Annotated in this window: 12 protein-coding genes and 1 tRNA gene; 9 read left to right on the top strand and 4 right to left on the bottom strand. The window is 60.0% G+C overall.

The annotated features are described in order from the left end of the window. Positions 1–249: 249 nt before the first annotated feature. The 4 genes from VJS46_RS09560 to moaA all read right to left on the bottom strand — a co-directional run bounded on the left by VJS46_RS09560 (position 250) and on the right by moaA (position 2,470). On the bottom strand, positions 250–429 hold the full coding sequence (locus VJS46_RS09560) for a hypothetical protein (RefSeq protein WP_324059802.1): 180 nt from the start codon (positions 427–429) through the stop codon (positions 250–252). 109 nt (positions 430–538) lie between these two features. Then, positions 539–613, bottom strand: a tRNA-Asn gene (locus tag VJS46_RS09565). 64 nt (positions 614–677) lie between these two features. Further along, a complete protein-coding gene (locus VJS46_RS09570; RefSeq protein WP_324059803.1) occupies positions 678–1,454 on the bottom strand; it encodes an NAD kinase in 777 nt (258 codons plus the stop codon). Next, positions 1,451–2,470: a GTP 3',8-cyclase MoaA gene (gene moaA, locus VJS46_RS09575; RefSeq protein WP_324059804.1), complete on the bottom strand. Its 1,020-nt coding sequence runs from the start codon at positions 2,468–2,470 to the stop codon at positions 1,451–1,453. Before moaA ends, VJS46_RS09570 begins: the two co-directional genes overlap by 4 nt. A gap of 266 nt (positions 2,471–2,736) precedes the next feature. Here moaA and VJS46_RS09580 point away from each other — a divergent pair, with 266 nt between their 5' ends. The 9 genes from VJS46_RS09580 to VJS46_RS14250 form a co-directional block, all read left to right on the top strand. Then, positions 2,737–4,686: a bifunctional diguanylate cyclase/phosphodiesterase gene (locus VJS46_RS09580; protein WP_324059805.1), complete on the top strand. Its 1,950-nt coding sequence runs from the start codon at positions 2,737–2,739 to the stop codon at positions 4,684–4,686. 108 nt (positions 4,687–4,794) lie between these two features. Beyond that, a complete protein-coding gene (gene gor / locus VJS46_RS09585; protein ID WP_324059813.1) occupies positions 4,795–6,141 on the top strand; it encodes a glutathione-disulfide reductase in 1,347 nt (448 codons plus the stop codon). A 101-nt stretch (positions 6,142–6,242) separates the two neighbouring features. Beyond that, positions 6,243–7,775 carry an acyl-CoA carboxylase subunit beta gene (locus tag VJS46_RS09590; RefSeq protein ID WP_324059807.1) on the top strand — a complete coding sequence of 511 codons (1,533 nt, stop codon included), beginning with the start codon at positions 6,243–6,245 and terminating at the stop codon, positions 7,773–7,775. A gap of 36 nt (positions 7,776–7,811) precedes the next feature. Beyond that, the gene (locus VJS46_RS09595) at positions 7,812–8,993 is read left to right on the top strand and encodes an acetyl-CoA C-acyltransferase family protein (RefSeq protein WP_324059808.1); all 1,182 of its coding nucleotides are present in this window, start codon (positions 7,812–7,814) and stop codon (positions 8,991–8,993) included. Then, positions 8,993–9,415, top strand: a complete 423-nt coding sequence (gene mce / locus VJS46_RS09600; RefSeq protein ID WP_324059809.1) for a methylmalonyl-CoA epimerase — start codon at positions 8,993–8,995, stop codon at positions 9,413–9,415. The genes VJS46_RS09595 and mce overlap by 1 nt, the downstream gene beginning before the upstream one ends. After that, positions 9,412–10,191, top strand: a complete 780-nt coding sequence (locus VJS46_RS09605) for an enoyl-CoA hydratase-related protein (protein WP_324059810.1) — start codon at positions 9,412–9,414, stop codon at positions 10,189–10,191. The genes mce and VJS46_RS09605 overlap by 4 nt, the downstream gene beginning before the upstream one ends. Further along, positions 10,191–12,338 carry a methylmalonyl-CoA mutase gene (scpA, locus tag VJS46_RS09610; RefSeq protein ID WP_324059811.1) on the top strand — a complete coding sequence of 716 codons (2,148 nt, stop codon included), beginning with the start codon at positions 10,191–10,193 and terminating at the stop codon, positions 12,336–12,338. Before VJS46_RS09605 ends, scpA begins: the two co-directional genes overlap by 1 nt. Then, on the top strand, positions 12,335–13,426 hold the full coding sequence (gene bioB, locus VJS46_RS09615) for a biotin synthase BioB (RefSeq protein WP_324059812.1): 1,092 nt from the start codon (positions 12,335–12,337) through the stop codon (positions 13,424–13,426). Before scpA ends, bioB begins: the two co-directional genes overlap by 4 nt. Before the next feature lie 114 nt (positions 13,427–13,540). Continuing rightward, a partial coding sequence (locus tag VJS46_RS14250) for a biotin carboxylase N-terminal domain-containing protein (protein ID WP_414707997.1) occupies positions 13,541–13,594 on the top strand: 54 nt, incomplete at its 3' end.

The following is a 13,594-nucleotide window of genomic DNA, read 5'->3' on the forward strand; positions in this document are numbered from 1 at the left end:
TAGCTATGAGTAAGATTATTGCGTACCGTCGCTCGCTAGGGCATTCGCGTCATCGGGTGCCGGCAACTATACCGCTCGCCACCTCCGGTAAATGGGCCCGGACTCATTACAGCCACCAGATGACGGTTGCGGCAAGGGCGATGGCGCCTAGAGGCATTCCGGTTCTGATTGAACCGGAATGCCTCTAGGGAGACTTTGTTTTCCGTGATTTCCGAGCCAGCACGTGATTCCACCTGCTTCGAAATCACTCTAGGGTCCGATGCGGACCGGGCCGAAAACCGCGGCGAGGGCGACGACAATCGTGTGGCGCCGGAGCTGCTGCGTCGGTTTGGGGTCAAGGCCTGCAAAAAGATCAGGGATCGAGAGGGAGGTTTCCAGCGCCATCACCTTCAGGCGGCTAGTGCAGCGGGTGGAGGTCGGAGGCGACAAAATTCGGATCAGGGAATCGAAGCCAAGGCTCCTCTAGACGTTCGTGGCGTCCGGAGGAGGCTATGGAGTGGAAACGGCGACGCACGGCGTTCGCAGTTTCGTTCCGAAATGGCTCCCCGGGACGGATTCGAACCATCGACCAACCGGTTAACAGCCGGTTGCTCTACCGCTGAGCTACCGGGGAGCAGCTTGTCTCTCAACAAGCGAGCCGCGCCTATAGCAGCGGGATTCGAACAAAGGCAAGAGGGTCAGGAGATAAATTGTTCCATCGCAATACGATCGTCCAGCGCATGCTCCGGATCGAAGAGCAGGGTGAGCGGTGTGCCGCGGTCTATGGTCACTTCCACCCGAGCGACATCGCGAACCTCACGCTGATCGGCGACGGCGCTGACCGGGCGCTTGACGGGATCAAGAACCTCAAAGCGGACCGACATTTTTTCCGGCAGGATTGCGCCCCGCCAGCGCCTTGGGCGAAAGGGGCTGATGGGGGTGAGGGCGATCATTCCTGATCCCAGCGGCAGGATCGGGCCCTGAGCCGACAGATTATAGGCGGTGGATCCGGCCGGCGTTGCCACAAGCACTCCGTCACATACCAGTTCCGGCAGCATGGTGCGGCCGTTGACCTGAACCACGAGCTTTGCGGTCTGGCGGGTTTCGCGAAGCAGCGAGACCTCATTGATTGCCGGGATGGAAAACTGCTCGCCATCAACAGTGTCGACGGTCATCCGCAAGGGATTTACCTTGAAGGACTTTGCCTTCTCGATCCGCTCGTTCAGAACGTCTCGCCGCCATTCGTTCATAAGGAAGCCGACGGTGCCCCGGTTCATGCCGAACACCGGCAATATGCGCCGGTGCTCAAGCATATGATGCAGGGTCTGCAGCATGAAGCCATCGCCGCCAAGTGCGATGACCATGTCCGCCTCTTCCAGAGGGACGAAATCATATTGGCTTCGCAATAAAGCCTCTGCCTCGCGCGCATTTTCGGCTGGCGACGCCAGCAGGGCCCTGCGCTGCCCGCTGCTCATCCGCCGGTGACGCTCATGTGGCGTGAAACCGTCGCGGGCCTGGCATCCGCTCCTATGGCGAAATCATGCGCCAGCGGCTTGAGGCGCAGCGCCTTGTCGAGCAGAGCGTCGATCGCGCTGGCGCCGCCTGCTCGGAAAGCGGCCTTCAAGTCCACATGATCCTCATGGCCAAGGCACATGTAGATCCTGCCTTCGCACGTAAGGCGCATCCGGTTGCATCCGGCGCAGAAATTGTCGCTGAGCGGCGTGATCAGCCCAAGCCGCGCGTTTATGCCTTCCACCGCGAAATAGCGCGAAGGTCCACCTGTGCGATAGGCGATAGGCGTGACTTCATGTTCCGCCTTGATCTGATCCACTGCCATTTTGAGCGGCAGATAGCGATCGGTCCGATCCTCATCGATGATCCCCAAAGGCATGGTCTCGATCAGGGTCAAATCATGCCCCTGCGCATTGCACCAGCGGAGCATTGGGAGGAACTCATGGTCATTGAGGCCCTTCAGCGCGACCATGTTGATCTTTACCTTGAGGCCGACGGAGGTGGCGGCCCTTATGCCCTCCAGCACCTTATTGATATCGCCGCGACGGGTGATCCGTGTGAAGAGATCAGGATCGAGCGTGTCCAGGCTGACATTGATTCGCTTCATGCCCGCTTGCACCAGCATTTCGGCATGCTCGGCCAGTTGCGTGCCGTTTGTGGTCAGCGTCAATTCCTCAAGCGTGCCTGCCTTGACATGGCGACCGATGCGCCGGGCAAGCTCGCCGAAGTCGCGCCTTACCAGCGGTTCGCCGCCGGAGAGGCGAATTTTCCTTACTCCCCTGGCAATGAAGCGGTCCGCTATAACGGCGATTTCCTCCAGCGTGAGTATCTGGTCGCGCGGCAGGAAAGTCATTTTCTCCGCCATGCAATAGCGGCAGCGCAGGTCGCAGCGGTCCGTCACCGAAATCCTGAGATATTCGATGCGGCGGCCAAAACGGTCCGCCATGGACGGGGAGTATGCGCCTTCCTGATTGGCCATATGGTCTAGCTAAGCCATGGATGGGCCAGGTGCAACTGCCGATGCCAAATTCCATAAATCGGAAGGAACGAACGGATATTAGCTCTGCCGGTGGAAACCGCGTATAAAGAAACATCTGGCATGAATGGGGTAGGGCGAAGACACGGATAATGGATTTGAAGCAAACTGCCATAATTGATCACGGGGACGAAACTGGCAGAGCCGACAAGACCGATCCCCTTCCTCCGCGCCCGCCACTTTTCATCCTTTCCCCGCATGACCGCGACATGCTGTCGGCCCTTGCACAGCAGGCAGGCTGGAGACCGGTGGCCGCGCGCCGCACGGCACGGGTGGAACAGCGCTTCCTTGGAAGTCGGGCGCATGTCGTCCTTGTGGATGCCAGGCGAGCATTAACCAAGATGCTGCCAGTCGTGGCCGGCCTGTCCGAGGCCGTGGAGGCCCTGGGCGGCGCTCTGCTCGTGCTGACGGATACTGAAGATAGCGCGAAGCTGCCAGAATTGCTCGAGGCGGGGGCGACCCATTATCTGGCGGACAAGGTGACAAGTGAAAAGCTGAGCATAGCGCTCGCGTTTGCCTTGCGGCATGTGGAACGGCTTGGTGGTGGTTCAATCGAAACGCGCAGCCGCAATTCGATCCAGCGGAGTGACGCGCTCTTCTGGACGCATGATCCCGGCAGCAAGCATATAATGCTTAGCGCCGCGCTTGCAGAGCATTTTGGCTTGGCGGCCGATTTCCTGAAGCCCTCCGATCTGCTTCGCCTCCTGCCGAAGACTGAGAGAAGGGCGGCCCTGGGGCTCGCCCGGCAGGTTTCCCGTACCGGGGCTGGCGCCGCCTTTGCCCACCTGCTTCCCGGCGAACCGTCGCGGCGGGTCGCTCATCATCTCTTTGCCGAGGGAGGAAGCATTTCCGGCGAGATTGAGCTGCTGCCACACGGCGAAGCCCGCTTGCCGGAGGAAAAAGACTGTCTCACCGGACTTTCCAACCGTAGGGCGGCACAGAAATGGATTGCCCGCCGCTTTGACCGCGGACAGCCCATGGCTGTCGTTCTTCTTTCGATCAGTCAGTTCGACCGGATGAACGCGGCCTATGGCCCGATGGCGGGCAATGCGTTGCTCGGACGGATCGGCCGAAGGATCGAGAGGCTGGTTGAGGAAGAGGAAAGTGGCGATTTCATGCTGGCCAGGATCGCGGGCACGGAATTTTTTCTGGGCCTGCCTCGGGAAAACGGCGTGGAAAGAGCCGCTTTCCTGGCGCACCGGATGATTTCCGCAGTTGCCCGGCCATTCAACGCTGGTGACCACCTTATCCGCCTTACCGCGCGTTGCGGAATAGCTGAGCCGATGCCGGGGGATGATGCGGGCCGCCTCCTCCGCCGCGCAGGCGCGGCATTGGCCGACGCAAAGGCCTCTGACAGCCAGTCCGTACGACTGCGCATCCGCGATGGTCGCAGCCTTGCGGTGGACGATGACCAGCTCGAAACGGATCTGCGCCTTGCCATCAGCCGTGGAGAGATCGAAATCCTCTTTCAGCCGCAATACGCCATGGCCGACGATGCCATTACGGGGGTTGAGGCGCTCGCCCGCTGGAACCATCCGCGCCTAGGGCCGCTCGGCGCCAGCGCCTTGTTCGCGGCGGCCGAGCGTTCAGATTATCTGCTGCCCCTCTCTTCGCATATCCAGAGCCGCGCGCTCGAGATCGCCTCGCAATGGCCCGATCATCTCGCATCGCTTCGCCTTGCCATCAACGTAACGGCGGCGGATATCGCCCAGCCGGACTATTTCGAACTCTTCATGGAAAGGCTGCGATCCAGTGGCTTTCCCCGTCACCGCCTGACGGTGGAAATCACTGAAGGCGGACTCATGGAAGACCTTACCGCTGCATCCTCGCTGCTTGCCAGCTGGCAGGAGGAAGGGCTGCGCGTGGCGATCGACGATTTTGGCACAGGCTATTCCAGTCTCGCTTACCTCAAGTCGCTGCCGCTCGATTATCTGAAGATCGATAGCGGCCTGGCAAAGGACATTACCGGATCGGAACGCGACAGCATCATCGTTGGCGGCGTCATCGACATGGCCAAGTCGCTCGGTCTCCTGGTTGTCGCGGAGGGTGTCGAGACTGAGCAGCAACTGGCGTTGCTAGCCCGCAAGGGATGCGATTTCTATCAGGGCTTCCTACGATCAGGACCCATCCGCAGCAGCGAGCTTCTGGCGCTCATCTGACCGGCTGGACATCACCGGGAAGGCCTCCGATCAGTATGACAGTGAAAAGCCATTTGTAAGCCGCGTCATCTCCCGCCATATCCGCGTCCAGTAACGGGAGTTTCGATGATGAGCGAATATGATTATGACTTGTTCGTGATTGGCGCTGGTTCCGGCGGCGTACGCGCGGCGCGCGTCTCAGCCGCTCACGGAGCAAAAGTAGCAGTGGCCGAGGAACATCGCGTCGGCGGCACATGCGTCATTCGCGGCTGTGTGCCCAAGAAGCTGCTCGTTTACGGTGCCCATTTCGCTGAGGACCTCCAGGACGCCAAGCGCTTCGGATGGGAAGTGCCCGACTGCAAGTTCGACTGGCCGACGCTTCGGGAAAATGTTCTGGCCGAGGTCGACCGCTTGAACGGCCTCTACACCCAGACGCTCGACAACCATGGAGTCGAAATCATCCAGGAACGGGCGACGATCGAAGGTCCGCATCAGGTGAGGCTCGCCAGCGGGCGGACGGTGACGGCAAAATATATATTGGTTGCAGTCGGCGCTTGGCCGATGGTGCCCGATTGCGAAGGCGCGGAATTTGGCATCACTTCAAATGAGGTGTTCCACCTGGAAGCGCTTCCAAAGCGCATCGTGATCGCCGGGGGCGGCTATATTGCCAATGAGTTCGCCGGCATCTTCCATGAGTTCGGCAGTCATGTGACGCTGGTCAACCGGTCCGATCAGATCCTCAGGGGGTATGATATGCAGATCCGTGACCGGCTGCTGCAGATCAGCATGATGAAAGGCATCGAGTTCCGCTTCAACGCCCCTTTTGAGAAAGTGGTGAAGCAGGGAGATGGATCGCTGTTGGTCCACATGAAGGGTCAGGAACCCGTTGAGTGCGACGCGCTGCTCTTCGCTACCGGGCGGAGGCCGAAGACTGAAGGGCTGGGCCTTGAAAATGCGGGCGTTGAACTGGACGGGCAGGGCGCGATCAGGGTCGACGATTATAACCGGTCCAGTTGCCAGAGCATCTATGCCGTAGGTGACGTCACCAACCGGGTGCAGTTGACGCCGGTTGCGATCCGCGAAGGACAGGCCTTTGCCGACACGGTGTTCGGCGGCAATCCGCACAAGGTGGATTATGGCTCCATCCCCTCGGCGGTTTTCAGCCATCCGCCTCTTGCAGGCGTCGGCATGACCGAAGCCGAGGCACGCAACAAGATCGGCTCGATCAGCGTCCATACCTCCGATTTCCGTCCGATGAAGAATGTGCTCGCGGGGCGAAACGAGCGCGGACTTTACAAGATGATCTGCAATGCGGAGACCGGGAAGGTTATCGGCCTGCACATGATCGGCCCCGACGCTCCTGAAATTCTGCAGGCAGCGGCGGTTGCGGTGAAAGCCGGCCTTACCAAGCAGGATTTCGACGACACCGTCGCTCTCCATCCCAGCATGGCCGAAGAGCTGGTACTCATGAAATAGCAAAGCTGCAAAAAAGCGATTTTGCAAATTCACATTTGCATGCTGACATAAAGGCTGAAAAGGAGCATTTTCTTGACCGGTTAATTGCGGGGAATGCCAAAATGCAGGCTATTGTCGAACAGCTCGAGGCGAAGCGGAAGGCGGCGCGGCTTGGCGGCGGTGAAAAGCGCATCGCGGCGCAGCATGCCAAAGGCAAGCTCACCGCCCGGGAACGCCTGAAGGTTCTGCTTGACGAGGGCTCCTTCGAGGAACTCGACATGTATGTCGAGCATAATTGCGTCGACTTCGGCATGCATGAGCAAGTGATCCCCGGTGACGGCGTGGTTACGGGTTCAGGCACGATCAACGGCCGCCTCGTCTATGTCTTCAGTCAGGACTTCACCGTTTTTGGCGGTTCCCTTTCCGAGCGCCATGCTCAAAAGATCTGCAAGATCATGGACATGGCAATGAAGGTCGGTGCGCCGGTCATCGGCCTTAATGACTCCGGCGGCGCCCGCATTCAGGAAGGCGTCGCCTCCCTTGCCGGCTATGCCGAAGTGTTTCAGCGCAATGTGCTTGCAAGTGGCGTTGTGCCGCAGCTTTCGCTCATCATGGGGCCATGCGCGGGAGGGGCGGTCTATTCCCCCGCCATGACCGACTTCATCTTCATGGTGAAGGATTCCAGCTATATGTTCGTGACCGGCCCCGACGTGGTCAAGACCGTCACCAACGAGATCGTCACGCAAGAGGAACTGGGGGGCGCGGTCACCCATACGACCAAATCCGGCGTGGCGGATGTCGCTTTCGAAAATGACATCGAAGCCCTCCTCGCCGCGCGCGATTTTATCGACTTCCTGCCATTGTCCAACCGCGAGGAAGTGCCGGAGCGTCCGACCGCCGACGCATGGGACCGGATAGAGGAAAGCCTGGACACGCTGATCCCGGCCAATGCGAACCAGCCCTATGATATGCATGAACTCATCCGCAAGACGCTAGACGAGGGCGACTTCTTTGAGGTGCAGCCCGCTCATGCCGCCAATATCATTTGCGGTTTCGGCCGCGTGGAAGGCCGGACGGTAGGTATCGTCGCCAATCAGCCGATGGTGCTTGCAGGCTGTCTCGACATCAAGGCTTCGAAGAAAGCCGGGCGGTTCGTTCGCTTCTGCGATGCGTTCAATATTCCGATCATCACCTTTGTCGATGTGCCTGGATTTCTTCCGGGGGTCGGGCAGGAGCATGACGGCATCATCAAGCATGGCGCAAAGCTCCTTTTTGCTTTCGCCGAGGCCACGGTTCCGAAGATCACCGTCATCACTCGCAAGGCCTATGGCGGCGCCTATGACGTTATGTCCTCCAAGCATCTGCGCGGTGACTTGAACTATGCCTGGCCGAGCGCCGAGATCGCCGTCATGGGTGCAAAGGGGGCGGTGGAGATCATCTTCCGGCAGGACATGGACTGCCCCGATAAGATCGCCGAGCGCACCAAAGAATATGAAGCCCGCTTTGCCAACCCGTTCGTCGCGGCCAGCAAGGGTTTCATCGACGAGGTCATCCAACCCCATTCGACCCGTCGCCGTATCGCGCTAGGGCTTCGCAAGCTGCGGAACAAGCAGTTGGAGAACCCCTGGAAGAAGCACGACAATATTCCGCTGTAACCGCCCGACAGGCCGAACGAAGGAGTGCCCGAAGCAATGACCGAACCTGTTTACATCCTTTCCGGTGTCCGCACGGCTATTGGCGACTTTGGCGGCGGCCTCAAGGATATCGCTCCCTCGAAATTGGGGGCGCTGGTGATCGCCGAGGCGGTCAAGCGGGCCAATATCAGCCCCTCCGATGTGGAGCATGTTGTTCTGGGCCAAGTGATCCAGAGTGAGCCCAAGGATGCATATATCTCACGCGTTGCGGCGGTCGAGGCGGGCATTCCTATCGAGGCTCCAGCGCTGACGCTTAACCGTCTGTGCGGCTCTGGAATGCAGGCGATTATATCATCGGCGCAGATGATTGCCCTTGGAGAATGCGACATCGCCGTTGCAGGCGGTGCAGAGAATATGAGCCGCTCGCCCCATGTGCTGACGACTGCGCGTTGGGGCACGAAAATGGGAAGCGCCATGGCGATAGACGCCATGCTTGTGGTTCTGAGCGATCCTTTTGAAGAAATCCATATGGGTGTCACTGCCGAAAATGTTGCGAAAAAGCACAATGTCAGCAGGGAAGCGCAAGACGCCCTTGCCATTGAAAGCCATCGCCGGGCTGCCCGGGCTCAGGCCGAGGGCCGCTTTACGTCACAAATTCTCCCCGTCGAGGTGAAAACGCGCAAAGGCGTAGCTGTTTTCGATACCGACGAACATGTCCGCGCTGATGTCAATCTGGAAGAAATGGCGAAGCTTCGTCCGGCCTTCGACAAGGAAGGTACGGTAACGGCGGGCAATGCTTCGGGGATCAACGACGGCGCCGCGGCAGTCGTACTCGCCTCTCAGAGGGCGGTCGATCAAAAGGGCTTGAAACCCATGGGCCGCATCATTGCCTGGGGCCATGCCGGAGTCGAACCCAGCCTCATGGGCATCGGGCCGGTGAAGGCCGTTCCGATTGCACTGAAGCGCGCAGGCCTCAGCCTGTCCGACATTGACGTCATCGAAAGCAATGAGGCTTTCGCCGCCCAGGCTTGTGCTGTCGCCCAGGAGCTTGGTTTCGATCCGCAGAAGGTCAATCCCAATGGCAGCGGGGTTTCGCTTGGCCATCCGGTTGGCGCGACCGGCGCGATCCTGACCGTGAAAGCGCTTTATGAACTGGAGCGAATTGGCGGCAAATACGGTCTTTGCACCATGTGCATCGGCGGCGGACAGGGTATTGCCATGATCGTGGAGAAGCTCTGATGGCCATCGGCCGCCTCAATCATGTCGGGGTCGCTACGCCCTCCATCGAGAAATCGGTGGAGATGTATGTCAATCTGCTGGGCGCCACCAGAGTTCATGAGCCCTTCGATCTGCCGCCGCAGGGCGTGCGGGTCTGCTTCGTGGACACGCCCAACAGCCAGATCGAGCTGATCGAACCGCTGGGTGAAAACAGCCCGATCATCAAATTCCTCGAGAAAAATCCGCAAGGCGGTCAACATCATGTCTGCTTTGAGGTGCCCGATATCCATGCGGCCAAGGCCGATCTGGAAGCCAAGGGTGTCAGGGTGCTCGGTGAACCCCGGATCGGTGCTCATGGAACGCTGGTTTTCTTCGTTCATCCCAAGGACATGGGGGGCACGCTGGTGGAGATCATGGAAACGCCCAAGGAGGGTGCGCATTGAGCGATTATAGCACCATCGCGGTAGCCGTTGATCAGAATGTGGGGACGATTACGCTCAATCGTCCCGAACGGCTAAACGCCCTCACGCCCGCCATGGCCGGCGAGATCGTCGATGCGCTATATGCGTTTCCGGCTCTGGGGGTGCGTGCCGTTCTCCTAAACGCCGCAGGCAAGGGGTTTTGCAGCGGAACGGATCTTCAGACTGATGACGGCCTTCCCGAGGATGTAGGCGAAATCCTTGAGCACCATTACAACCCTGCCATGGAAAAAGTCATGGCGTCGCCGCTTCCGATGGTTGCGGCGGTGCAGGGCGCTTGCGCCGGGATTGGCTGCTCACTGGCTTTGGCATGCGACTTCGTCATCGCCGCAGAATCAGCCTATTTCCTGCAAGCCTTCGTCAATATCGGCTTGATACCCGATGGGGGCTCGACTTGGCTGCTGCCACGCCTTGTGGGGCGCGCACGGGCAAGTGAGATGATGATGCTCGGCGAACGCATTCCGGCCGGCAAGGCCGAAAGCTGGGGTCTCATCTTTAGGGCTGTCGCCGATGAGCGGCTTGCCGACGACGCACGGGCTCTGGCCGTGCGCCTTGCTGGGATGCCGACCCTTAGCCTTGGCCTGATCCGCAAAGGCATCGGGACTGCAGTGGATTCCAGCTTCGCTGATGTGCTGGCAATGGAACGGCGGCACCAGCGGGACGCGGGCCGAAGCGCGGATTTTGCGGAGGGAGTGCAGGCCTTCCTTGCGAAGCGCCCCGCCAGATTTGAGGGCAGGTGATGGCTGACAAACCGACGATCGAAGATTGGAAAAAGCTTTCCGAAAAGGAAGTGAAGGGCCGCGACCTCACCTGGCATACGCCAGAAGGGATCGAGGTGAAGCCGCTTTATACGGCCGGGGATGTGCAGGACCTCGAACCCGGTCTCCCTGGTTTTGCGCCGTTCACCCGTGGTGTGCGCGCCAGCATGTATGCGGGGCAGCCCTGGACCATCCGCCAATATGCGGGTTTCTCGACAGCAGAGGAATCCAACGCTTTCTACCGCCGCAATCTGGCGGCGGGGCAGAAGGGCCTGTCGGTCGCCTTCGACCTTGCAACCCATCGCGGCTATGACAGCGATCATTCGCGCGTCACCGGCGACGTTGGCAAGGCGGGCGTTGCCATCGACACGATCGATGACATGAAGATTCTGTTCGACGGCATCCCGCTCGACGAGATGTCGGTCAGCATGACCATGAACGGCGCTGTCATTCCGGTGCTCGCCTTCTACGTCATCGCGGCAGAAGAGCAGGGCGTTTCCCAGGACAAGCTTTCGGGGACCATTCAGAACGACATCCTGAAGGAGTTCATGGTCCGCAACACCTATATCTATCCGCCCGAGCCATCGATGCGGATCATATCGGACATATTCGCCTATACGGCGGACCATATGCCGAAGTTCAACTCCATCTCCATTTCCGGCTATCATATGCAGGAGGCCGGCGCGACACAGGTGCAGGAACTGGCCTTCACCATCGCAGACGGAATGGAATATGTGAAATATGGCGTAGCGTCCGGCCTAGACATTGACAAGTTTGCCGGACGTTTGAGCTTTTTCTTCGCCATCGGCATGAACTTCTTCATGGAGATCGCGAAGCTGCGCGCCGCGCGCACGCTCTGGCACCGGGCCATGACCAATTTGGGCGCAAAGCAGGAACGCAGCAAGATGCTGCGCACCCATTGCCAGACCAGCGGCGTGTCGCTGACCGAGCAGGACCCCTATAACAACGTCATGCGCACCACCATCGAAGCGATGGCGGCCATGCTGGGCGGCACGCAGTCACTCCACACCAATGCACTGGACGAGGCTATTGCGCTCCCGACCGACTTCTCCGCCCGCATTGCGCGCAACACGCAGATAGTGATCCAGCAGGAAACCGGCATGTGCAATGTCGTCGATCCGCTGGGCGGCAGCTATTATATCGAGGCGCTCACCAAGGAACTGGTCGATAAGGCCTGGGAGATTATCGAGCGCGTCGAGGGTGAGGGCGGCATGGCGAAGGCCGTGGCCGCAGGCTGGCCCAAGGCGATGATCGAGGAAGCCGCCGCCGCGCGGCAGGCCCGTGTCGACCGGGGCGAGGATGTCATCGTCGGCGTCAACAAGTTCCGCCTGGAAAATGAAGAGTCCATCGAGATTCTGGAGGTGGATAACCACAAGGTTCGCGATGCGCAGATCGCCCGCATCAAAAAGGTAAAAGCGGAGCGCGATGAAGCAGCATGCCAAGCCGCGCTCGATGCGTTGCGCGACGGCGCAAAGGCCAATGGCAACCTCCTTGATCTCGCCGTGAAGGCAGCTCGCGCCCGCGCCACGCTGGGCGAGATCAGCCAAGCGATGGAGGACGTCTTCGGCCGCTACGACACGCTGCCAAGGCCAGTGAAGGGCATTTATGGCGGCGCCTATTCCGGCGACAACCGCTGGACCCGGGTCATTGACGGCGTCGAAGCCTTCGAGCGCCGGAAGGGCCGCAAGCCGCGCATGCTCGTCGCCAAGATGGGCCAGGATGGCCATGACCGCGGTGCGAACGTGATCGCGTCGGCTTTCTCTGACATGGGGTTCGACGTGGTGAGCGGACCGCTGTTCCAGACGCCAGAGGAAACCCTTTATCTGGCGCTGGAAAGCGATGTCGATGTGGTGGGCGCCTCCAGCCTTGCCGCCGGGCACAAGACGCTCATTCCTCAACTCGTCAAGTTGCTGCGCGACAATGGCCGGCCTGACATCAAGGTCGTCGCGGGCGGGGTGATACCGGCGCAAGATTATCAGTTCCTGCGTGACGCGGGCGTTGCGGGCATCTATGGGCCGGGCAGTAATGTGATCGAGTGTGCCGCAGACGTGCTGCGCCTCCTCGGCCACAACATGCCGCCTGAAGGCCTGGAGGAAGCCGCCGAATGACGAAGATCGAGTCACATTCTCCGTTCGTGTCGAGCGAAGTCGAGACACGCCGCGCCAAGCCAACGTCCCTCGACTGTGCTCGGGAGGAACGGGGAGGGGATGTTCGCACCGATTGGACCCGCGAGGAAATCGCCGCGCTGTTCGATCTCCCTTTTGCCGACTTGCTTTACGAAGCGCAGACCGTCCATCGCGCCCATCACCCGCGCAATGAGGTGCAGCTTTCCACGCTGCTGTCCATCAAGACCGGCGGCTGTGTGGAAGATTGCGGCTATTGCAACCAGTCGGCGCATGCCGAAACGGGCCTCAAGGCCACCAAGCTGATGGACCCGCGCGCAGTGCTGCAGGCGGCGGCGCAGGCGAAGGACGCGGGCTCCACCCGCTTCTGCATGGGTGCCGCATGGCGCAGCCCCAAGGACCGGGACATGCCCGCCATCATAGAAATGGTGAAGGGCGTGCGCGCCATGGGCATGGAAACCTGCATGACGCTGGGTATGCTGAGTGCGGAACAGTCAAAGCAGCTCGCCGAGGCGGGGCTCGACTATTACAACCACAATATCGACACCTCGCCCGAAAACTACGCCAATGTCATCACCACCCGGACCTTCGAGGACCGGATCGAGACGTTGGAAAATGTCCGTGGCGCGGGGATCAATGTCTGTTGCGGCGGCATCGTCGGCATGGGGGAAAAGCGGGAGGATCGCATCGGCTTTCTCCATGCGCTTGCCACCATGCCGCATCCGGAAAGCGTACCAATCAACGCGCTTGTGCCGGTAAAGGGCACGGTGCTCGGCGACATGCTGGCCGATACGCCGCTCGCGAAGATCGACGAAATCGAGTTCGTCCGCACTGTCGCGGCCGCCCGGATCGTGATGCCCAAGAGCATGGTGCGGCTCTCTGCGGGCCGCGAAAGCATGAGCGAGGCCTGCCAGGCGCTCTGCTTCATGGCCGGCGCGAACAGCATTTTTACCGGCGACAAGCTGCTAACCACCGCCAATGCGGGCGATGACAAGGATGCAGCTCTGTTTGCCAAATTGGGGGTGCTTGCGATGCAACCCGCACCGCATGGGCATTTGGAAGCGGCTGAATAAAGGTTGTTATTTCGTTCGCCCTGAGCCCGTCGAAGACATCCTTTCTTCCGAAAAGATAAGGAGCTTCAACAGGCTCAGCCCGAGCGGAGTGGAAAAAATGGAAGTTGGGCCTGAATGATAAAGAAAATACTGATCGCCAATCGAGGGGAAATTGCCTGCCGTGTCATC

It is taken from the genome of Rhizorhapis sp., assembly GCF_035276005.1.
GTDB lineage: Bacteria > Pseudomonadota > Alphaproteobacteria > Sphingomonadales > Sphingomonadaceae > Rhizorhapis.

Excerpts from the sequence above, each read along its gene's own strand:
- VJS46_RS09570 (WP_324059803.1), bottom strand. The coding sequence starts at position 1,454 with ATGAGCAGCGGGCAGCGCAGGGCCCTGCTGGCGTCGCCAGCCGAAAAT.
- moaA (WP_324059804.1), bottom strand. The coding sequence starts at position 2,470 with ATGGCCAATCAGGAAGGCGCATACTCCCCGTCCATGGCGGACCGTTTT.
- VJS46_RS09595 (WP_324059808.1), top strand. The coding sequence starts at position 7,812 with ATGACCGAACCTGTTTACATCCTTTCCGGTGTCCGCACGGCTATTGGC.
- scpA (WP_324059811.1), top strand. The coding sequence starts at position 10,191 with ATGGCTGACAAACCGACGATCGAAGATTGGAAAAAGCTTTCCGAAAAG.
- VJS46_RS09590 (WP_324059807.1), top strand. The coding sequence starts at position 6,243 with ATGCAGGCTATTGTCGAACAGCTCGAGGCGAAGCGGAAGGCGGCGCGG.
- VJS46_RS09580 (WP_324059805.1), top strand. The coding sequence starts at position 2,737 with ATGCTGTCGGCCCTTGCACAGCAGGCAGGCTGGAGACCGGTGGCCGCG.
- bioB (WP_324059812.1), top strand. The coding sequence starts at position 12,335 with ATGACGAAGATCGAGTCACATTCTCCGTTCGTGTCGAGCGAAGTCGAG.
- mce (WP_324059809.1), top strand. The coding sequence starts at position 8,993 with ATGGCCATCGGCCGCCTCAATCATGTCGGGGTCGCTACGCCCTCCATC.
- gor (WP_324059813.1), top strand. The coding sequence starts at position 4,795 with ATGAGCGAATATGATTATGACTTGTTCGTGATTGGCGCTGGTTCCGGC.